The following is a 22,816-nucleotide window of genomic DNA, read 5'->3' as shown; positions in this document are numbered from 1 at the left end:
TATTAGGGAGGAATAAGCAATGAGAAAGGTATGGATGACCAAATGGGCCATAACGGCATCTTTAACGCTGCTGTGTTCGACATTAGCGGCCTGCAGCTCAGGTAACGGCAGCACTCCGGCAGTCACCAAGGAACCAACCTCTCTTGATGTAAGCGAGAAGCAGATACTTAAAGTTTCCGTGTTCACGGAGGACCGATTCCTCGAGGAGGCTGTCAACAAATTCGAACAAGCTTATCCGAATATTGACGTGCAAATCCAGGAGACAGTGCCCACGGAGCCTATCGCTAACATGGAGTCGCAAATGTATGATATCGTCCCTGCTGCGGAAGATATTGAGAAATATGTCAACTCGGTCAATACCGCGCTTATGTCTGGCAATGCCGCCGACCTCATCTCGGTGGGTTATCTCCCGGTAGACCGTTATTTGGATAAAGGATTGCTCTCGGACTGGAGCAAGCTGGCTGATCAGGATGGCGAATTTCAGACTGCGGACTATTACGAGCGGGTTCTGAAAGGAATATCCGATACGAATAACGGCTGGTACGCCATCCCGATAAGCTACTCCCTTAAAGTTATGCTTGGAAATAAGGCAGCGATTGCCCAAGGGGGCGAGATCGATGATGAAACATGGACATGGGAGCAATTCATGGCGTTATCCCAGAAATTCGCTTCGCAAGCACAAGCAAGCGGAACCAAAACCTCTGTATTTGGGGGCATGAAGCCGGAAGAGCTGCTTGGCTATTTGACGGAAACGATATATGAAAAGCTTGTTCTTAAGGAAGGCACCAGCCGCACGTTCGATGAGGAGGCATTCCGCGTTTATATGGAACAAATCAAAGAGCTATACGACAGTGGCGCCGCTTCAAAGGATCATCTTGGCATTATGAATCAAGTTTTTTCCACGATGGACATACTAGATCCACTGGCAATAGCTACGCTGCCAAGCACGCTGGGCAACGGCATCGCAGAAGTGCTGACGCCTCCGGGAACGGGAACGGACGAAGGACTCCCTTTCACCTCCGATTTGGCTTTTGCCCTGAACAAGCAGTCCAAGGTGAAGCCGGCTGCTTGGGAATTCGTTAAATTTCTGCTGTCGGAGGAAATCCAATCGTCCCCGTCATTGACTGTGCTTCCTGTCCATCAGGCTGCCGTAAAAACGAGAGTGGAGCAAATCACCGAACGTTTAAATAGCGGCGAGGCTTCTGTTGTGCTCACAGATAAGAACGGTGCCGCTCAATCCTTGTCCGCCACAGATGAACAAATTAACGACGGGTTAAATCTGCTCCCTTCCGTAGGCAACTATGAACACAAGGACGATAAGGTTATCGCCATGATAAAAGAAGAAACAGCCTCCTTTTTCTCAGGCAGCAAATCGGCTGAGGCAGTTGCAGCTGCTGTCGCTAGCAAAGTTAATACGTATTTGAACGAATAACGACAGATCAAAAAACCTCTAAAGCCATCATGGCTTTAGAGGTTTTTTTTGAGGATTTATTTTGATAAATTTATGCCGTTTTATTGGGCTGGCCCCATATTGATGAGGCTCACTTCAGATAATGTTATCGTTGTATTCCCGTCTTCGGCCCCACTGATGTTACCCATATCAAACACAATACGACTGTTTGCATAGCTCGGCTCGGTGGTATCGAATGTGAAGGTGTATTCCTGCTCAGAAGTGGTCAAATCTACTCGTTCACCATAGAATCCATGCCAAACATATCCAGCGGGAACATCAAGCCAACCGATGCCAAGTCCCATTTTACGTGGTTTGTCAGCTTTGGCTGTAAACTTCAGCTGGTATTTATAACCTTGTTGTATCGCAAATCCTTCATTAATAACTTGTCGGTCCCAAGGATTATTCCCCGCCTGACCAATTACTGCTTGAAGCTTCTGATTCTCAACGCTCATCATTAGTTCTGACTCAACCCCGTCAGCGTGTTTAAACCATCCTTCACTGCCTTTAGAGAAATCTCCATTCGGGATCAGATTGACATATACCGGCTGTCCACCTTGATCTGCATTCGGATTCACCTCGTATAACATCACATTCTGAAGAGAGACTTTATGCTCTCCCGCTGGAGGGGTACCCAGACCAAAATTCAGTAAGGCCGCAGCATCCCCTTGTTCCCCCATTGTAAAGTGATAAGCATATTGCTGCTTGGTTTCCGTCAGATGTACGGTTTCATTCATATACTTTATATCTCCGCCGCTGCTTTGTGAGACGACCGCTTGTATCGACTTTGGAGCGGATGCTGAGGCCTCAAAGCTAAGACGATACGTTTTACCCCCCTCAAGAGAAAGCTGCCCCTGCTGCAACAACACCTCCCACCAATTCTCGGTTGTACCCGGCACAGTAATGCTCATGCCGTGATCATGACCATACGTTGCTGATAAAACGTTAGGAATCAGTGTCCAATCCGTCGCATTTTCAGTCAGTTCGCCATTTTTCACCTGGCTCTGTGAAACGTCCAACCAGCGTGTGTTGTATTCGTTCCCTTCAAAATTAACGTAATAAGTAACTCCGGCTTTCAATGGAACTGCTGGCAGATGTACGGTTTTGTAAGTTTGCCATCCACCCGTGTCTCCGAGCATTAGTTCCGAGCTTGCTACGGTTATTCCTTGCTCGTCTTTAACACTGAATCGGACGGTTGAATTGGCCGCGGCACTCGCCATACGTGTGGAGAATGCGTAGACTCCGTCACTCGTAACATTCATTTTAAATTGAAGCAAATCACCTTCATCCATATAGCCGACATGTTTGCCGCCTTCATCGGAGTTCTCCAGTTGTAAGCCTTGCATCTTCCACGCCTCGCCTGCAGGAATATGGGCATAACCTTGGATCGATATCGGCTTTCCGTACTTGGTCAACCTGACATTATCCACATAGACCTTGCCAGTAGAACTGCCGAAGAGAAGCTTTAATTCAGTGGTTGCTTCAGCCGCTCCCTCACCGATGACAATCTCACCTGTGTAATTTTGAAGTTCCTGTCCAAGCTGAATTTGCTGCCCCCCATTTACCTTCACTTCATGACCCTCAGCGCTGGATAAGTTCACATCCATGGTGCGGGACACATCCGCTTTGGCATCAAAAGAGAATCCATAGGTCGTACCACCTTCCAGTATTATATCCGGCTGGACGACTGCGACTTGATCAGGCTCCCCATTCGTTTGCTGCACCTCAACCACGAGCTGCCTCTCCATAATCGGGAACTTCAAGAAGTTATTCACGGATACTTGAGCTTCGGCACCCGTTTCAATCCGGCTCTCCCAAAAGCCGAGACGCTCTTTTCCTTGATCAAACGTACCATTATAGATGTAATTACCGTCCGGCAATACTTTGCGTTCCACCGGGAGAGGATCGGCCTCACCGATCTCGATCAGCTTCACATTCGCCAGTGTAACTTCTCCTTCAACTAATCCTAGATTGAATTCAAACCTTGCGTTGTTGTCGGAACCATTACGCATGTTGAATGTGTATTCGTACGGTTGCCAATCGGACGTTATAGCAAATTCTTTCTCTTCGGAGTAATTCGTCCAGCTCTTTTCAAACTGCGTCACTTTCGAACGAATGATGCGGTTATCGGAAGCTTTTGCATCGAACTGAACCTTGTACTTTTTGTTTTTCTTCATGTAGATTGGCATTTGTGTCAGTTGAACTGAATAATTCTCAGTTCCTGCCTCTGAAATGGTCACCTTCGCGGCTTTGCCTTTTTGTTCATCATCAACAACTTCAACCTTGCCGGCACCACCTGCATTGGTAATAAACTTCCATTCCTTCGGTACACCTGCTTCATCTACACCTTCCGTGAATTGTTCATTGTATATCTGGTTCCCATCCGCTTGCGGCTCGCGCTGAAGTTCGGGCTCAATCGGATTGGAGGTTACATCAGGCCATTGATCTAGCCCTTTATACGAATACACTCGCACAAAATCAACGTTCATCTTCTCCGACACGAATTCACTATCCGGTGATCCCGGCCAGTCTCCACCTACCGCCAGGTTGAGAATCAGATAAAATGGTCGGTCAAACGGTGCAGGGAAGGTGTAGCTTTCCGGCTGCCCTGCCGCTGTGGTCTCCCAATTGTTTACCTGATGATGCAGATTGCCATCCACATAGAATCGGATCATGCCAGGCAGCCATTCCACCTGAAAATCATGATATTCATCGGCAAAAGATTGCTCCTGTGGCAGGGAGAACTTGCCTTGATCATGTCCGTGTGAACCGTCAGGTCTAACGGAGTCATAATGGATCGTGCTGTAGACTTCATGATCTCTGTCCTTGCCACCAATCAGTTCCATAATGTCAATTTCGCCTGAAGCCGGCCATCCCCCATAATGAGCTTCGTCCGTTGGCATCATCCAGATCGCTGGCCACATGCCCTGCTGAACAGGAAGCTTCGCCCGAACGACAACTTTTCCGTAGGTCCAGTCTCCTTTGCCCATGGTGATCAGCTTCCCTGAAGTGAATTCTTTCCCGTCCTTTTGCTCTCGCTTGGCCTCAATTTGCAATACATTCCGTTCACCATCTGTAACGATGCGTGTATTGTCAGGGCTGTAATACTGCATCTCATTGTTATAGACAAGTCCGGTATCCTGAACGGTCCATTTGGTGGTATCTACAGTGGAACCGCTGAATTCATCATTCCAGATAAGCTCCCATTGCTCGTTCGGTATAGTAGTCGCAGGAACGGGCTTCTCACCTGATGGCGTTTCAGGTACGGATGGTGTTCCTCCGCCAGGATTGGACGGTGTGGTATCTGAACCGTTTCCACTACTAGGTTGGTTTGGTTTAGGTTGTTCGGACTCCTCATTGCCTTCTGTTGTGTTAACATGATGCTCCCCGATTGCAGCGGATTCCCCGTTAACAAGTACGTTTCCGGCTTCCACTACCATTAGCTTGATTTTACCTTTGGCATCGATGCGGGTATGAGGGGCTGTGCTGTTCACGCGTAACCTGTTAATGATGCTCTCCTCTGATAGTTCAACCGTTGCTTGGCGCTTAATGGTCATCTCATCGACCACGCTGGTCCCTTCGATATTTACACGAACCGTACCAAAAGCTTTATTGACGTTAACCTGTTGCAGTTTGGAGTCGCGGATGTCAATGGATTGACTTCCTCCACCTGTGATTATGACACTCCCCGTAACGGTTACACCATCCAGGGTCACTGTACCCTCTCCAATTCCTTCGGTGAGTAACAGATTGCCGTTGACCGTCATATTTCGAAGGGTGATATCCGTTGATCGAACGACCAGGTTACCTTCAACGTTAGATTCATACGTACCCGGCGTATGTTTCACATCCGAGATCAGGTTGGAGATTATGGTGGCTGCCTCTGCACGTGTAATTTCTGATTTTGGAGCTAACTTGCCGCTGTATCCGTTTACAATTTGCTGCTGAACAAAATATCTGAATGCTTTCTGTGCGTAACCTGCCACATCTCCTGCATCCTTGTAACCGGTTAAGGCTTGCCCCTCTTCCTTACCTGTCGACAGCTGAAACGCCCGATCGATCATAACAGCCGCGTCTTGTCTGGTAACCAATCGTTCTGGCGACAGATGTTCAGCATCGGTTCCCTGGATGACCCCGGAGCCATGTGCACGTACCATGACATCGTAATACCAGTCTTTTTCATTCATATCTAAAAAAGAAGCTGGAGCTGCTGTTTGCCTCCCGGCAAAGCCGAATATCCGGTCCAGCAGCGCAACTAATTCGGCCCGGCTCATCGGTTCATTCGGTTTAAATGTGGCGTCCGAGTATCCCTTGATTAAGTTCAGATTCTGCATTCGCACTACCGCTTTTTCCGCCCAATGACCCGCAAGGTCCTGGTATGGGGCAGAATGCAGGTTGTCCGCCTGCATCTGTCCCGTCTCTACTTGCTTCGCTGTGCTCCCCGCTCCGGCTGATGCCGGAGCGATCGGTATAATCATCATGCTTCCTGCCAAGAGACAAGCCAAACCTTTTTTCATCCATATTCCTCCCTAAATGTATGGTTGCTTTCAAGGCAGAGCTATTCCTTCACTGCCCCGATCACGATACCTTTTACGAAAAAGCGCTGCAAAAATGGATAAACCAGCAAAATAGGCAATGCTCCGATAAAGATTTGTGCTGCGCGGACCGTACGCTGGGAGACATTCTCCAGCATGGACGGATCTACATTGATTTTACTAAGATCCTGCTGCACGATAATGGTCTGAAGTAAGGAAGCAAGCGGATAATTTTTTACATCAGACATATAGATCATGCCGTCAAACCAGGAGTTCCACTGACCTACCATCGTGAAAAGCGACAGTGTGGCGATCGCCGGGAGAGACAGCGGAACATAGACCAGCGCGAGTGTTTTGATGTGACCAGCACCATCCAGATAGGCAGCTTCCTCCAGTTCCTTGGGCAGTCCTCGAAAGAAGTTCATCATGAGAATTACATTCCATACGGACAGCGCACCCGGTAGAATCAGAGCCCAGATGGTATCCATCAGCCCCAGCTTCTGAATGAGAATGTAGCTCGGAATCAGACCTCCGCTGAATAGAATCGTAAATACGAAGAACCATGTGTATATGGAACGACCCTTGAAGCTGATGTCTTCCTTCGAGAGTGGAAACGCTGTAATTAACATAATGACCATACCAAGGACGGTTGCAATGACTGTTCGTTCGAGCGAGACCAGCAAGGAGTTAATGAAATTTGAATTGCCAAACGTCTTCACGTAGGCATCTGTAGTGAATCCGATCGGCCACAAGCTGACCAGATTGGATGAAGCCGGCGCCATGCTGCTGAACGAGACAGCCAAAATGTGAATGATAGGCAGTATGCACAGCAGTGACAATACACCGAGAAAAATATAATTGGCAACGCTGAATATTCGATATCCTTTTGTTTTGTAATACAAGCCGTTTTCTCCTCTCTAAAACACTCGATAGTTAGCCCATTTGTAAGCAAGTCGGTATGAGATGACGATTAGAATCGTTGCTACGACCGATTTAAACAATCCTACCGCTGTAGCAAAGCTCATCTGACCGTTCAGAATACCTAGTCGATAGACAAACGTATCAATGATATCGCCTTTGTCATACACAAGCGGATTGTACAGATTGAACACCTGATCGAACCCTGCATTAAGAATGTTGCCGATGGAAAGTGTCATGAGTACGATAGTTATCGGCATCAGCGCAGGAATCGTAATGTGCAGCGTCTGCTTGAAACGGTTGGCTCCATCCACTTCTGCAGCTTCATACAATGCCGGGTTAATGCCGGATAGAGAAGCCAAAAATACGATCGTACCGAAGCCGAATTCCTTCCACACATCGCTGACAATCAGTGTTATCCGAAACCAGGTTCCATCCCCAAGGAAAAAGATCGGGTCACCGCCCATGGCAACGATCACTTGGTTTACTAGGCCTCCTTGCGGAGAAAGGATATCCAGCAAAATGCCGCCTAGAATAACCCAGGACAAAAAGTGTGGTAGATAAACGAGTGTCTGACTGACTCTTTTAAAAGCAGTGAGCCGTACTTCGTTTAACAAAATAGCGAACAGGAAGGGAGCAATTAATCCTGCAACAATTTTGAAAAAGGCAATCACCAGCGTGTTCCAGATCACTTGCCCCACATCTGGATAGAGGAACAAGTATTTGAAATTATCCCATCCTACCCATTCCGATCCGGTAAAACCTAGATAAGGTTTGAAATCCTGAAAAGCAATGACAATGCCTCCCATTGGTATGTACTGAAAAATGATCGCCAGCAAAACCGCCGGAATAAGCATCAAATGCAAGGACCAATTTCGTTGCATGTTCCAGCGCTGTTTTTTCTTGATAGCCTGCCGTTCTATCGGCGCTTCTAACGTATGTTCCTTCACCCAACATCCCCCAAGTTCTAAATTTTGTATTTTACAAGTCCACATGAACTTGTATATTAAAATTATAGCAACGGTCATTTGCAATCTATATCCTAATATTGCAACAACGATATCAATATTTTAATGAATTGAGGAGGTGGTGCGTTGTTTGCCCGTCTAAATATCTTTACTAAAATTACGTTGCTGTTCGTTGTGCTGCTGGTACTGGTACTGTTTCTGTATACATACTCAAATAGAGAAAGCGTACGTGTAATTGAACAAGAAATCCAGAATAATACGATGAATCAACTATCCACTTTTGCCGAATCTGTGGAATCCAATATTTACCAACTATCTCTCTATGGCATGTCCATGGGACAAGATTCCAGCATTCAGGAATACCAGCGCCCGGACTACAAAGATATTCCATATGAACGTGTCAAGGTCGGCAGTGCCATTCTGGAAAAGATGAATCTGTACAATGCGGCAAGCCAATGGCATTCGACCATCACGTTGTATTTTCCGCGTTTGCAAAAAGTCATCTCGACGGATTATTATGCCTACATTCCGTATAGCGAAGACGAATTCAGCCAGCCGCTATCGAAATCATGGACGTATACACATGACCAGTTTGAGTGGTACACGACCGACCCGACCACAGCGAGCATCAAGCCTGACGAAGCCCGGTTAATTACCAAGATCAGTTTTCCGGTACGTCATTTAACGGCGATGCTGGATCAGAACAAGTTAAATAACAAGGGTGACCCCTTCATGTTTCATCCAGAACTTGGCCTGATCAGTAATAGCAGCGGAAGCAACACCTTGAATGCAGTGCAATCCAAGCTGCATGAGATTGAATTGCAAGACAAAGGCGGCTTCACCGCCAACCTGAACCAGACGGAGTACTATGTGTCTTATATCCAATCCGACAGTCTTGGATGGTACTATGTGGATTATGTTCCGATGCAGCAGATTCTGAAGCCGATTACAAGCAGTCGGAATCTCTTTTTTGCTTCCATTGCTGTACTGATTGCCATGAGCATCGTGGTATTATATGTCTTGTTCAGGAGTGTTCAGCTCCCGCTTCTGCAGCTGGTGAAAGGTACGAATCGATTATCTACCGGCGACTTTTCCGTTCGTTTACATGATTCTTCCCGGAATGAGTTCAGCTTGCTGTTTGCACGATTTAACATCATGGCCCAGCGAATTCAGGAGTTAATTGAGAACGTTTACGAGGAGCAACTGAGAAGACGTGAGGCCACGCTAAAACAATTGCAATCGCAGATTAATCCGCATTTTCTGTATAACTGCCTCTTCTACATCAAGAATATGGCCCGAATGAAAAATGAAAAAGCGGTTGTTGCCATGGCACTAAATCTAGGTGAGTATTATCGATACATAACCAGGTCGGAGAAGGACCATGCCACGATTGAGGAAGAGCTGACAATGGTCAAGAATTATTTGGAGATCCAAGCGCTGAGGCTAGAGCGAATGCATTTTACAATTGATGTACCTGATGAAATTTTGGGCAAAACCGTACCTAGGCTCACCCTCCAGCCTATCGTTGAAAACGCTATTATCCATGGCATTGAGCCACGTTCCGAGGACGGTCATATTATCATTCGCGCGGATTACAAGGACGACAGGTACAGGATAACCGTTGAAGACAGCGGGCGTGGCATGGAGGATAAACAGCTGGATGAACTCAGGAACAACCTGCTGAAACCACTGGATGAGAATATGGGCTGCGGTACCTGGAACGTACATCAACGTTTGTACTTTTTGTATGGTGAAGGTTCTGGATTAGAATATGAACATTCAACCCGTGGCGGAGTGAAGGTACACATCAAATGGCAAGACAATAATAACGAGTAGGTGACATCTATGTTACAGATTTTATTGGTAGACGATGAGAAATCCGTTGTGGAAACGTTAGCCGAAACGATTCCGTGGGAAAGCTGCGGCATCGGCACTGTTCATGAAGCACTGTCTGGCGCAGTCGCATTGGAAATTATGGAAAATCACGATATAGATATCGTCATGACCGATATTCGCATGCCGGAAATGTCAGGCATTGCACTGATTACAGCCATTCACGAACGCTGGCCGCATGTACAGACCATTCTGTTATCGGGATACGCCGATTTTGAATATGCCAAGCAGGCAATGGCACAGGAAAGTTTCGACTATTTACTCAAGCCCGTCAGTGATGAAGACCTGATTGAGACCGTGCAGCGCCTCGTGAACCGCATCAAACAAAAATGGGAAACAGCTGCGTCGTATCAACGTGCTATGCATGCATTTCAAGAAAACCTTCCTCTTCTGCAATCGACCATGCTCCATGAATTGCTCACAGGCAAAACCTATTCTGAGCAAGCACTGTCAGACAAGCTTGAGTTGTTGGAACTGCCCTACTCTGTCGGTGAAGAGCTAGGTATGATGGTGATTCGTATGGAAGAGCATTTAACCGAGATGGGAAACCAGGATCTGTCTTTAATGGAATATGCGATATGCAATATTATCAGCGAAGTGATGCAGCATCATTTTCATATCTGGCACACAAAGGATGTCCATGATTATCTTGTCGTCCTGGCTAGTGTTAAACAAGCTGCACCGAAGGGATCGACCAAGGATGAGAAACCGCAAGCCCTGCTAGAGCATTATGCAGCTCAGATTCAAACCAATGTACAGCTCTACTTGAAAGGAGCCATTTCCATTTCGGTCTCTCATTGGGGCAAATTCCCACACGAAATCGGGGAGATCTATGAGGGCGCTGTGCGCTCCATGCGCAAACGCATGGGTCAGGTACGAGGCCTGTTCGTGACCGCATCGGATGATCCGGATGTTCATCCGATACCAGCAATTCGTTCCTTGTACAAGCCACCTACACTGATCAGCCTGCTTGAAGCGGGACGTTTCGACGATGTAGAGCAGAAGATTGAGTTGATTTTTGAAGAACTGCTGCAATCTGGAGAGTATCATGATATTGCGGAAACGACCATCGAAGTGTACCATGCCTTGGCCGGTGCATTTGCTTATATCATTCATAAGAACGGCAAGCAGATCTCTTCCGTCCTCCCTGCAGATAAGTTTCGATACTTTCAGGCACCGAGTTACGCGACCGCGCAGCAGCTTAAGGATTGGTCTATCCGGACGCTCCATACGATCAGTCAGGATGCCGAACAAGAGCTGAAGGACAATCACAGTACGATTGTCCGCAGTGTCAAAAGCTTTGTGGATCAACATCTCGACGGTGATGTCTCCTTGCCCGCTATAGCAGAGTATGTTCACCTTCACCCGGTGTATTTGTCCAAGGTGTACAAAGCAGAAACCGGAGAAGCTCTTACCGCTTATGTGTATCGGTTACGAATGGAGAAAGCGGCCTACTACTTACGTTCATCCAGTGCAAAGGTATTTGAAATTGCTGAGCTTGTCGGGTATAACAATACCGCTTATTTTATACGAGTATTTAAAAAGTTCTATGATGTAACACCGCAAGAATACAGAGAGAATCTGCCCGTTTGATACAACAAGGAACCAAAGTCTGGCTGTACCGCTGTCACACATAACAAAATCATGTACTATGCCCTTACAGCCAAAAAGGCATTGCCGGAATTTTTCCCAGCAATGCCTTTTTTATTTTGTGTGGCCGCCCTGATGAATGGACTTGAGCTTAATCGTGAGCTGCATTTAAGTACTTACTTCCGTCGTTTATTTACTACTCGATACAGACTCATACCACTCGTTTACTTCCTGCGTAATCAGATCGCCGCCGGAAGATTTCCATTTCTCTACGAAATCGTCGAATGCATCAACAGGAGCTTTGCCGTAAACAATCTGTGAGAACAAATCTTTCTCCATTTTGGACAAAATATCGTTGTTCATCTGCATCGTCTTCGTTGGTGCGCCTGTGAACATTTGGTTGTAGACAATGTCTTTTTGATCCAGGACAATTTTGGCTGCCGCGAGCATCGGCTCCGGTACACCGGATTTTATCTTCTTCTCGAAAGGTGTTGTTGCTTCTTCCCCGCTTGCGAGTTTGGCAAGTGTCGTCATGCTCAGGCTTGGAATCCGCGCACCGTCAAATGTCAACGTGTACTTCTCGGGCGCATAACCTTGCGTTACACTGGCATCTGTAGAAGGTTTGCCGTCAACCATAGCCCAGTCATATCCTTCTGCGAAGCCGTGTTCGAACTCATCGCCTTCTTGTGGATTCGCGTAGTGGTCAAACAGATAGTTCTGATAGGTAAAAAATGCTTCCGGGTTCTTCATGTCCTTGTTGATCAGAATTACACCGTTACCGTTGGAGGTACCGTGTCGCCCTGCTTTACCGTCTGGTCCAGCCGGAATAGGATAAGCTTTGTATTCCGCTTCCGGATTATTTTTCTTCACATCCTCGAGCGGCCATGATGGCATCCAGTGAGGTCCTACCACAATACCTGCTTTTCCAGCCGTGAATTCTTCAGCTGCTTTGGTCTCGTCATAGACGCCCGCTTCTTCTGGAATATATCCTTTGCTCATCCAGTCCTGCAATGTAGCCAGAGCCTGTTTAGCGCCTGGTGTAACGGAGCCATAGACAAGCTTACCATCAGCGTCAAGATTCCATTGATTCGGCATGGTTCCGTAAGCTCCGAAAATCCAGCCGGCATCAGACATCCAGGTGTTCAGCCAGTTTTTGAATCCGATCGTCAGGCCATACGTGTCTTTTTTGCCGTTTCCATCCGGATCTTGATTTGTAAACGTTTCCATAATAACCTCAAGATCATCCAGTGTTTTAGGGGCTTCGAGATTGAATTTCTTCATCCAGTCTTCCCGAATCCACATCACCGGATCTCCATTATAGGCATAATCCAGAATCGGAATACCGATTCGTTTGCCGTCCTGCATATAAGGATACCATACAGTTGGATCTTCATTTACTGCGGATTTCCAAGTGTCGCTCGCATATTTATCGAATAACTCGCCAGCATCGACAAACTTGCCGGTTTCGATCAGCTCACGTACCAGATTGAACTCTCCACGATAGGAGATAATATCGGGCATCTCTGCGTTGGATGCAAGTGACAAACGAAGCTTGGTTTCGAAGGCATTATTGGTGGAAGGTGAGACCCACTGATTTTTCAATTCGATACCGAGCTTGTCTTTAGCCCATTTCGTGTGTACGTTGTTGTCTTGATCCTCTCCCGGCTTGAACTTCACATCTGGACCCCATGGCCGCAAATAAGTGATGGTTACAGGTGGATCATATTTTCCATCCTTCATCTCCAGTGCAACACTTGGTGTACTTGGCGCAGCTTCCTTACTCTGCCCATTGCTGCTGCACGCACTGAGAACTGTTGAAAGCACGAACATTCCTGCGAGTGCTAGACCGCCGATCTTTCTTTTTTTGCTAGTTTCCAACTTTTGCTCCCCCTGTCTATATAGTAATGTTGTCTACAGAGTCCATCATAATGAATGATCCATATGTATGCCCATACTAATATTACAACATTTATTGTATTAATTTAGGATATTGAAAAATGGATATGAATCTTGTAAAAATGCAATCCTCACAGGATACAAAAGAAGCAGCCTGAACAGCGGCTGCTTCTGCATGTAAGTTTAGTTACTCGTATATTTCACCCAATCGTATTCAGCATACAACGGATTAGCCCCGTTATACGGTCCAAGCCAGCTGTCAACGCCTGTTCCATTCCACAGATTCATCATGATTTTGCCAGGCGTACTCGGAATGTTGGACGTTGCCGTATGTTTCAGAACACCGTCTACATACCATTTAATCGAACCAGGCTGCCAATCGAATGCATACGTATGGAAGCCTTGGGAAGCATCGAAGCCAAGATTTATGATCTTCTCATGACCACCGACTCCGTTCGTATAGTAATTGAATTGGACCTTCGTCGTGTCCTTTCCTAGAAATTCGATATCAATTTCATCCCACTGCGTGCCATGAGCAGGCCCGGTATAAGTGAAGAAAGAAGATACCACTCCCGTATTCTTCGCAGGCTTCATACTCACCTCGTACAAACCATACCCATAGCTGTTCGTTGACCGATATTCCCCGCAATCAAATTTGTTGTATGCTGAACTTGTCAAACCTAGTCTGAGTTTACCATCACTCGTAAAATTAACATTATTCGCTCGCCAAGTACAGTTGAACATGGATCCATTGGAGTAACCGTCAGCTTTTTGCCACGTACTGGAGTTGAAATAACTCAATGGCTCCCAGAACACATATCCCGCAAAAGCACTTACTGAAAAGAACAAAGACACTAATCCAGAAACAATCAATGTATACCAGGTCTTCCTTCTCATCTTACACCTCCATCTCTAATTCCATCCACGTCAATAAAGCGCTTTCATAGATGGTGTCTCCATTTTATATGGACTAGGATAAGCAAGCTATAGTAAACATTAAAGAATCAATGTTCATTTTTTAAGCAAATCAAAACGACAAACCATTCAGTTTGTTTGAATAGCATCGTATAAAAAACCCATCGAAAAAAAGTAAAAACCACTTCTAAAATTGTTTTTAGAAAGTGGTTCTCCCATATCTAGCCTATACTCTTTATATAAAATACAAATATAGTAAAAACTATTCTTTGAGCAATCCACTTAACCCAACCTACTCTGTTGAAAGCATTATATTCAATTTCAGGCTACATTCAATTTGTTAACTGGCTAACTCTTGTTTTATTTTCTTTGTTTTTGAACGCGGAAGAGTCACAGCAACGATTAATCCAACTAGCATACCTACTGCTGCCAAATAAAAAACAGTTCTTCCTCCTGAGGCTAGAGTAGATATTAATGTTGCTCCAGTCTTACCTTCGGTTCCAATATTAGCAACCGCAATTAGAATAGCCATCCTTACAGCATTTCCAATGTTTAGAGCTGTTGAAGCCATTGCGGAAGCAACACCCTGCTCCTTATCAGCTACTCCCATTGAAGCAACAATCCACATCGAGGTCCAAGTAATCCCCTGACCAATTCCTGAAATGATAAGACCAGGTAAGATTGACCAATAACTACTATCCTGATGACCGCCAATTGTCAGTAATAGGGTTCCGATGATTCCAATAATAAACCCAATTATTAATGTACTTCGAGTCTGGAAATGAGTGACAAGTTTGGCACCCAATTGTGTTCCAATGGCTATGGAAATGGCAGGTACAAGAAACGCTAAACCTGTCTGTAACGCACTGAACAGTTGCACACTTTGAAAAAGCACTGTTAAAAAGTAAGGCAATGCGCCGAACGTGCCCATAAAGATAAATGTTGTGGTCATTCCTGATATTAGATTTCGATTTCGCAAAAGGTGGATCGGCATCAATGGATCTTTACTACGTAGTTCAATCCATATAAATAAAGCTAATAATAGAATGGATAAGACTGCACTAATAATAATACTTGATGAAGTCCAACCGATCTCTGGTCCTTGCACCAAAGTGTACACTAATAAAGTTGCTCCAGCAGTAACCGTCAAAGCACCAAATAAATCAAAACTACGCGTTCTGTCTAACGAACGGCATAACACGCGAGGATGCTGCAGCCCAAAAGAGTGAGAACCTGATTCAGAGAGTCTTTAGATCCTCACCACCGAACCAAAAGTGGCTATCGGATATCACCGAAGTCCCTTGTTCAGATGGCAAGCTATATTTGTCCGCCGTGCTGGACTGCTCGCGGAATGATTTAGACAACTCCAATTCACTATTATCCAAAGCGAACAAAACCTCATTGATTCCAAACCACATCATAACCCTAAGTTATCTGCGTGATAACTTAGGGTCTGCTCTCTTTACGCTTTGTGATATTTTAAAAAACGAATATCCAAAATTCCAAAAATAGCTGCACTAATAATAAAGACGTAATTACCTTCTCCATTTGCCCACTCCCAAGGACTTATCCAGTAAATTAAAAGACCGACCAATAAATACGTGACAAAAATGATCAGACTATTCCTTGTAAAAAAACGTACAGTAAATGAAATCAAAGTACCAATAATTACTACAAAAAAGTAAAGAAAAGTCACCATGAAGAACATTTCCATGAACTTATCAGAGTTAGTTAATTCATGAAGAAAATATTCCTTAGACTCTGAAATTTGTAAAAGTACAGTAGTTAACAAACTCACCACTATTGAAATAATTAAGATATAGAATATTCGCTTACTTGTTGTCACTCTATTACCCCTCCCTCTTCAGTTCAAGGGTTAATCAATGTGCACTCTTCTTATAACAACTATATAAAGAGATACTTTAAACCTCTCAATTTCCGTCCATTGTGGCAATTAACCACTCTCCACTTTCTCTATCTTTTAATAATGAATAAGTCATTATGCCCTGCTCAATCTCTTTATCTTTGAATTCGTTCAGCATCATTGTCATAATTGATTTCGTTTACTTCTTTGAATTCGAATCTAACGTCGTTTCCATATTTGTAGTTAAACCAATGTATATTAAACTTAATTGATTCATCATCATACATATTCTCTTTGTATTTAGCCTCGTTGTGCTCCACAATAGACTCCATATTATTTTGAAGTTTATCCGCTATATCCTGAGTGAAGAAATCCTTTACATAGTCAGTTAGTTCAAAAGAAATTCCTTCCTTGAATTTCAAAAGATCCGGATCTTGTTCCCTGAATTCCTTTTGAACTAAAATTGTTGTGCAAGTTAATTGGTCCTTACGCGACCTCGAAGCTAGCTCTTTCACTATGGACTCAGGCCATCGCATCACAGCTCGCCAAGGACGACATCAAGATCCTTAGTGTCGACCCGGGCGGCAACAACACGCTAAGAAAAGGGAAACAATCGGGACTGCCCGTTTTGATTGAAGTAGTGATGAAGCTATTTTTCTCGCCTCCTACTCTCGGAGCTAACAAGCTGTATGAAGGGGCATTCGGGGATCATCATCATGAGAGCGGCGTATTTTTGCTAAAAGGGCGTGTCGTGGAACTAAAGTTTAAAGACCAGGCGCAGAACGTTCTGGAAAGGATTCACGCGATTTATGAACACGAATTTCTCGTGTCTTGAAGCACAGATCTTAAACAGGATACCGCACTAATCTACTCTTTAGCTTAAACGAAGGAGGGAGCAGCTGTTGGCAATGACAAACTGCTCCCTGGCATATGTCTTAAATAGATACTAAAATTGCTCGGATTTGTTTCGTTATAATCAAAAGGAACTAGAGCACCTTAAGGCACCTTAGGCTCAACACACTCTTCTTATGAGAAAATACGAACGGTAAGTCCACCTGTAAAACCCTCAATACTGGCCGTCAGATCTGCATGATTAAGAAAATCAAGTGCTCTGCTATCTGTATGTAAATCAGGCTTCAGCTCTCCATTCACACGCTGGTTCACAATATGAATTCGGCAGTGATCCCCCACATAGTCAACGCCTTCCAGCGCATAATCTGCTCGAATGTTAGTCAGGTTACCTTCATAATAATCCTGCACGTCCTCAGCCCCCTGGACAATATCACCTTTGAAGAAAGGGCTTTCACTGCTTCCTGTAAAAAAGACAGCAATCTGCTTATCTGTTCCCGTATCCTTCCTCACCTCGCTGCCAGTAATTAGAACATCAATCGTTAACACTTCCTTTTTTCCTTTTAAAAATTGATGTATGGAAACAATCATACTTTCCGTTTGTTCCTCGGTAAAATGATGTCCGGCCTCCTTGATGAGTTGCAGTTGACATTGACTTGTTTCATAAGAATTTTGGGCTTGAACAGAATAACTGTAATGTACAATCTCATCTGAGGTGCCATGGATCAGAAGTACAGGTCCTGTGTAAGGAATGATCTCTTCATAAGGATCCATATCTGCGACGGTCTCATGAAACATCTTGCCAATAGTCATTTTCCCGCAATCTATAATTTCAGGAACACAATTGATATCATAGGATGAGTTCGCTAATGCACCTCTTCGGGCATCGTCCGGAATACAAAATGCCGGGTAAATAAGTATTATTGAGTTCACTTCATTTGCGCGTTTGGCAGCGGCAAGCGCCGATACAAATCCGCCCTGACTAAACCCCATTAATGTCAATTTGCTGTCATCAACATAAGTTAACTCTTTAACATAGTTCATAACGGCTATCAAATCGTCACGTTCGGTCAGTACAGTCATATCCGTTGATTTTCCGTCACTTCTTCCCTCTTCATCAGGGCAACCGCCACAGAAGTCAAAACAGTATGTCGCATATCCCCATCCTGCAAACGTTCGGCAGTATGATTCCAGGTTCATTGAATTTCCACCAAATCCATGACTAATGATGATCGCTGGTAAATGATCTCCTTGTGGCAGGAATTCTCTTCCTCGAATCATCAGCCCCTCTCTTCTGCAACAAAAATCACGCTCGATTAATCGGTTAACCATCCGTAGCACCTCTCCCTGTAATACGTCATAAATTACATACAAGCTGTTTTGCTGATCTCCTGTTATATATACTGATTGTCCTAAGTGAATTAGTGCAAAACCAACCTTTCTGTTTTCGATATAAGCAAGCTACTCTCCTCCTAACAAAATCCAAAACAAACGAATTGAAGAAAGGGAAGTACCACCCGTTAGATCTATGGCATGATTTGTGAACAAATGAAAAACACCTCCAAGGTTGTTCTCCATATCTTTACGATAAGAGGTATTCCCTTGAAAGTGTTTTATTTTGTTTCACACACGTCTATTAAAGCACATGTTCAATTCATTACCAAGGGAAATTCCCTATTTGTTCTAGCACGCTATCAATCCTTTTAAGTTCGTCTTCGGTTAATGCTGGGAAAGATACGGATGCTGCATTTTCCTCAATCTGGCTTACCTTGCTTGCTCCGATTAACACGGAGGTAACTCCACCTTTTCGCAAAGCCCACGTAAGTGACATTTGTGCCAAGCTTTGTCCGCGGTGAGCTGCAATGGATTCTAGTTCACGAAATTTAGAGAGTCTTTCTGCAGTTACCGCCTGAGGCTTCAACGTGATTTCGCCGGAGTTCAATTCATGCTCCAACTTGTCTACATATTTGCCTGTTAATTGGCCACGACCAAGCGGACAAAATGCGATGGATCCTACACCTTGTTCCTGCAGCACTTCTGTTAGACCATCCTCAATCCACCGATTCAGCATAGAATAGTTAGGCTGATGAACAAGGAGGGGCGTTCCAAGCTCCTTAAGAATTTCAGCAGCTCGTCTTGTTTCTTCCGGACCATAGTTGGACAAACCGACATATAGTGCTTTCCCTTGTTTCACGGCTTGTGCAAGTGCGCTCATCGACTCTTCCAAGGGAGTATCAGGATCAGGTCTATGGTGATAAAAAATATCAACGTAATCGATTCCCATTCGTCTCAAGCTTTGATCCAAACTCGCGAGCAAATTTTTACGAGAGCCCCATTCTCCATATGGCCCGGGCCACATGTAATACCCCGCTTTTGTTGATATTAGCATTTCATCGCGATATGGCATCATGTCTTTCTTGAGTACTCCCCCAAATGTTTCCTCAGCTGATCCTGCAGGGGGACCATAGTTATTGGCTAGATCAAAATGTGTGATACCCAGGTCAAATGCACGCCGTATCATCGCCCTTGATTCTTCAAAGGGTTTATTGCCTCCAAAGTTCTGCCATAATCCAAGTGAAATAGCAGGAAATTTTATACCGCTTTTACCGGAACGCCTATACTCCATCCTATTGTACCGTTGATCATTCGCCTGATATATCATGACTATTTCTCCTCTGTGTAAAAATTAAACTAACAAATATTAGGTTCGTATTACTAGTTAGATCTTACAAGAAAAGAAAAGTGTTTATAATGTCACAATGTGTTTCTCTTATGGTTTTATGTATGTTATCTCTTAGGGATAAGAAGCGAGATCTATTCGATCATGCACGTAATGTGGTACTGTTAATTTTATATATCAAACGTTTAAGCTTTACGGCAAAGGAGATATCTGCATGACCGAATTTATTTCACCGAACCCTCATTTGCATGATCTCTATTTAATCCAATTCGGTATGGAAGCCTGCAAGCCTGGACACTCCTTCGGCCCGTCCATACGTGAATACTACAAAATACATTATATTCTTGATGGTGAAGGTGTGTTTCAATATGAAGGAAAAAGGTACAATCTAAAAAAAGGTGACGGATTCCTTCTCTGTCCTGAAAAAGTCGCTTTTTATAAAGCAGATCATGAACGTCCGTGGCATTATTGCTGGATTGGATTTAATGGAACTTCTGCTGAAAATTTGCTTCTTGAAGCAGGACTTTCAAACGATGTGCCTATTTTTCATATGAATAACGGCTCCTTAACTCAATATGTTGAAACGATGTTGAGGACAAATACGAGTGCTCAGGGACGAAGCATCTATTTAAATGGACTATTGTATATGTACTTTGGTGAGCTGGCACAAAGAAGCACTGAAATTAAAAGTGTAGTTTCTCATAACCCAAAAGAAAAATACGTAAACCAAGTCATCGATTTTATTAGATTAAATTATGACAGTAGAATTACGGTGGAAGGCATCGCAAAGAGCATTGGTTTGCAGCGCAATTACTTAGGCAGTGTATTTAAAGAGTACACGGGTCTTAGTATACAAGCTTTTCTCATCAAGTATCGAATGAACAGAGCATGCGACCTTTTACATCACGTTCATTTATCGATTGGTGATACTGCACGCTCGGTGGGCTACGAGGATCCACTATTATTTTCAAAATTATTTAAGAAAACGATAGGTCATTCTCCTTCAGCTTATCGGAAACAAATAACTTCGATTTCTACTGAAGAAAGCTCATAGTCTAAGCTCATTACTCTCTTTGAATTTGATATCGAAGCTTATCACGAAATGAAATAAACTTCATCTCTAAAGAACTATTTATTTTGTCGTTTGTTAACTTCAATTGTAATAAACTCTGGTAAATAGCTGGGAGTACATCCTTTTGATACGATTTCATCTTTGTAAAGACCCGTTTTCTCACCCATTTTAATACAACGTTCACGATTCATTTCATCATAAACGCCTATCCAGCCTGCGGTGAAATTCATAGCCCATTGAACTTCCGGTTCCTCCTGCGTAATATTAGCCTCTAATCTAGATAGTAAGTCTGCGGTGTTATCAGGCGGTGCTTGTCCAGTCCATCTCAATCGCGCTTGATAATACCAGTAAGCTCGCCTTTGAAGAGCAGAAGGGCTATTTTCCCATGACTCCATCATTGCAATCGTCTTCTTGTCTTTGGTGAGCTGATTAGCCATTAGCCAATCCATTAAGTTATTTCGCTCATCAAAAGTGTGAGTCTGCATATCCTTATCAAGTATATTTAGCACTTCTTGTGAAAGTAATTTTTTATCCATGATTAAGATTGCTAATAGTCTGGGCAAAAACTCTTCGGTTGACCACAGTTCCATCGCTAACTCGTGATCTTTTTTAATGTCCTTTGCGATTTTTCGTAGGTCGCCTAGCTTTGTTTTGCTATTAAACTGGGATAGAATGCTTTCTGCTTTTGAAGAACGTTTTATTTCTGTAGCTTTATTTTCATTCATTTTATTTAGCTCCTTAATCTCAAAATTAATGATCCTCTTCCCGGTCCCTCAACTTTGTTATACGCACGTGCGATATCTATGTCCCCATCTCCCTCCCTACTTCCTCCATAATGATCCTTACTCCCTCTTCAATTCTCTCCGGCTTGACCAGCGAGATACTGACTCGCATAAACTTTTCCCGCTCAAGCCAGTTTGTTAAATAAAACGGCTTGCCGGTCATGACTTTCACATTCCTCACCGACAGCCGCTTCATCAGCCGATCCAAGTTAACGGTTTGCGGTAGCTTGAACTGAATATACAGGCCGGAGTCGACCCCCGATAATTTCACGTATCCCGCGTCATTTTGACGGCTTACCGCATCGTTTACCCCCTTGATCCGCGCTGCATATTGGCTTCTGATCTTATATTTGTGCCGTTCATACATGCCGTTTCTGATATATACATCAAGCGCCGCTTGCGACAATAGCGAAGTATCGGCATGCCCCTTGTATGCGAGGAATGTATCCAATAGCCGTTCCGGCAGCACGACCGTACCTAAGCGCAAACCCGGGAAAATAATCTTGGAGAAGCTCTTCACGTAAACGACATGCGATGTCCGGTTATACGTGTAAATTGAATCAAATTCTTTTTCCTCTCCTAAATCCCCCATATAATCGTCCTCGATGACGTACACATCGTATTTTCCCGCTAGCCTGGCAATTGTCTTTCGCTCTTCCGCGCTGTACGTGGTTCCTAGTGGATTGTGATATCTGGACATTGTGTAGAAAAATTTAATTCCTCCGTACTTGAACTTCTGTTCCAGCACCTGCAGATCAACGCCAGCTGCGCTTCGCGGAATTCCATCGACCGGAATACCCTCCGCTTCAAGATATCGCAAGTAGATATCGTAACTTGGCTGCTCGACCAGAATGGTCTCTTTACCATTTGGAAATGGCATTCTAGCCAAAATTTCCAATGCCCGCTGAGCTCCCGAAGTGATCATAATTTGCTCCATTTTGGCAAACACCTGGTCATTCGCCAAGTGGGACATTAGCGTCTGTCGAAGCTTCGTCAACCCTCTCAAATCGCCACCCGTAAACAGCTGTTGCTTATACGTATCAATTGCCTTGTTCAAGCAATGCTGGAAGTCTATATAAGGAAATACGTTAATATCCGGCAGTGCTGATGAAAAATCAATCTTGTTGTCATCTCTGCCACTGGATAGGTCTTCCGGTTTGGCAACGACATAGTACCCACTTTGGGGAATGGAATAGATGGCGTGTTTCTTTTCCAGTTCAGCGTAAGCCCGGACGACGGTACTGACGCTGCATCCGTACAGTTTTGCGGCATCGCGGACGGAAGGCAGCCTTTGTCCTGGGTGGTAGTGCCCATCATTTATTTTGAGTTCCATATCGGTAAGGATAGACAAGTATCTTTTCACGCTGCTCACCTCTTCCTTCCATTTCATCATACTTGATACGA

At 44.4% G+C, this 22,816-nt stretch carries 15 protein-coding genes and 1 pseudogene; 5 read left to right on the top strand and 11 right to left on the bottom strand.

The features are described 5' to 3' along the window. Positions 1–19 precede the first annotated feature (19 nt). Entirely contained in the window at positions 20–1,432 is a 1,413-nt protein-coding gene (locus BK126_RS18520; protein ID WP_076314006.1) for an ABC transporter substrate-binding protein, read from the top strand. Between the two features lie 80 nt (positions 1,433–1,512). Here BK126_RS18520 and BK126_RS18515 read toward each other — a convergent pair whose 3' ends face one another. Genes BK126_RS18515 through BK126_RS18505 form a run of 3 tightly spaced genes read right to left on the bottom strand, consistent with a single transcriptional unit; the run spans position 1,513 to position 7,853 of the window. Next, on the bottom strand, positions 1,513–5,967 hold the full coding sequence (locus BK126_RS18515; protein ID WP_076314005.1) for a carbohydrate binding domain-containing protein: 4,455 nt from the start codon (positions 5,965–5,967) through the stop codon (positions 1,513–1,515). Positions 5,968–6,008: 41 nt separating this feature from the next. Next, positions 6,009–6,887, bottom strand: a complete 879-nt coding sequence (locus BK126_RS18510; protein WP_076314004.1) for a carbohydrate ABC transporter permease — start codon at positions 6,885–6,887, stop codon at positions 6,009–6,011. Positions 6,888–6,902: 15 nt separating this feature from the next. Next, positions 6,903–7,853, bottom strand: coding sequence for an ABC transporter permease (locus BK126_RS18505; RefSeq protein WP_076314003.1), 951 nt, complete (start codon positions 7,851–7,853; stop codon positions 6,903–6,905). Between the two features lie 144 nt (positions 7,854–7,997). On the opposite strand from BK126_RS18505, the gene BK126_RS18500 reads away from it, so the two are divergent. Together BK126_RS18500 and BK126_RS18495 are read left to right on the top strand one after the other, a co-directional pair. Further along, positions 7,998–9,707, top strand: coding sequence for a sensor histidine kinase (locus BK126_RS18500; RefSeq protein WP_076314002.1), 1,710 nt, complete (start codon positions 7,998–8,000; stop codon positions 9,705–9,707). 9 nt (positions 9,708–9,716) lie between these two features. Further along, a complete protein-coding gene (locus BK126_RS18495) occupies positions 9,717–11,357 on the top strand; it encodes a response regulator (protein ID WP_076314001.1) in 1,641 nt (546 codons plus the stop codon). Positions 11,358–11,543: 186 nt separating this feature from the next. Here the strand turns inward: BK126_RS18495 and BK126_RS18490 are convergent, their stop codons facing one another. The 4 genes from BK126_RS18490 to BK126_RS18475 form a co-directional block, all read right to left on the bottom strand. Then, positions 11,544–13,232, bottom strand: a complete 1,689-nt coding sequence (locus tag BK126_RS18490; RefSeq protein WP_083655960.1) for an extracellular solute-binding protein — start codon at positions 13,230–13,232, stop codon at positions 11,544–11,546. 201 nt (positions 13,233–13,433) lie between these two features. After that, a complete protein-coding gene (bglS, locus tag BK126_RS18485; protein WP_076314000.1) occupies positions 13,434–14,147 on the bottom strand; it encodes a beta-glucanase in 714 nt (237 codons plus the stop codon). A 358-nt stretch (positions 14,148–14,505) separates the two neighbouring features. After that, positions 14,506–15,366 carry an MFS transporter gene (locus tag BK126_RS18480; protein WP_218639258.1) on the bottom strand — a complete coding sequence of 287 codons (861 nt, stop codon included), beginning with the start codon at positions 15,364–15,366 and terminating at the stop codon, positions 14,506–14,508. 261 nt (positions 15,367–15,627) lie between these two features. Then, entirely contained in the window at positions 15,628–16,011 is a 384-nt protein-coding gene (locus tag BK126_RS18475) for a hypothetical protein (protein WP_076313998.1), read from the bottom strand. Between the two features lie 478 nt (positions 16,012–16,489). Here BK126_RS18475 and BK126_RS18465 point away from each other — a divergent pair. Continuing rightward, positions 16,490–16,864, top strand: a pseudogene (locus BK126_RS18465) (SDR family NAD(P)-dependent oxidoreductase); the annotation flags it as partial. Between the two features lie 191 nt (positions 16,865–17,055). Here the strand turns inward: BK126_RS18465 and BK126_RS18460 are convergent. Together BK126_RS18460 and BK126_RS18455 are read right to left on the bottom strand one after the other, a co-directional pair. Next, complete coding sequence (locus tag BK126_RS18460; protein ID WP_076314119.1) at positions 17,056–18,210, bottom strand: alpha/beta hydrolase; 1,155 nt, start codon at positions 18,208–18,210, stop codon at positions 17,056–17,058. Between the two features lie 325 nt (positions 18,211–18,535). Next, positions 18,536–19,540, bottom strand: coding sequence for an aldo/keto reductase (locus tag BK126_RS18455; protein WP_076313996.1), 1,005 nt, complete (start codon positions 19,538–19,540; stop codon positions 18,536–18,538). Between the two features lie 232 nt (positions 19,541–19,772). Here BK126_RS18455 and BK126_RS18450 point away from each other — a divergent pair, with 232 nt between their 5' ends. Further along, a complete protein-coding gene (locus BK126_RS18450; protein WP_076313995.1) occupies positions 19,773–20,612 on the top strand; it encodes an AraC family transcriptional regulator in 840 nt (279 codons plus the stop codon). Positions 20,613–20,686: 74 nt separating this feature from the next. Here BK126_RS18450 and BK126_RS18445 read toward each other — a convergent pair whose 3' ends face one another. Further along, complete coding sequence (locus BK126_RS18445; protein ID WP_076313994.1) at positions 20,687–21,355, bottom strand: DNA alkylation repair protein; 669 nt, start codon at positions 21,353–21,355, stop codon at positions 20,687–20,689. Positions 21,356–21,431: 76 nt separating this feature from the next. Further along, positions 21,432–22,775, bottom strand: coding sequence for an aminotransferase-like domain-containing protein (locus BK126_RS18440; RefSeq protein ID WP_076313993.1), 1,344 nt, complete (start codon positions 22,773–22,775; stop codon positions 21,432–21,434). Positions 22,776–22,816: the final 41 nt, after the last annotated feature.

The sequence above is a fragment of the Paenibacillus sp. FSL H7-0326 genome (assembly GCF_001955535.1).
In the GTDB taxonomy this organism is placed as follows: Bacteria; Bacillota; Bacilli; order Paenibacillales; family Paenibacillaceae; genus Paenibacillus; species Paenibacillus shunpengii.
This window is presented reverse-complemented; position numbering and strand designations above follow the sequence as displayed.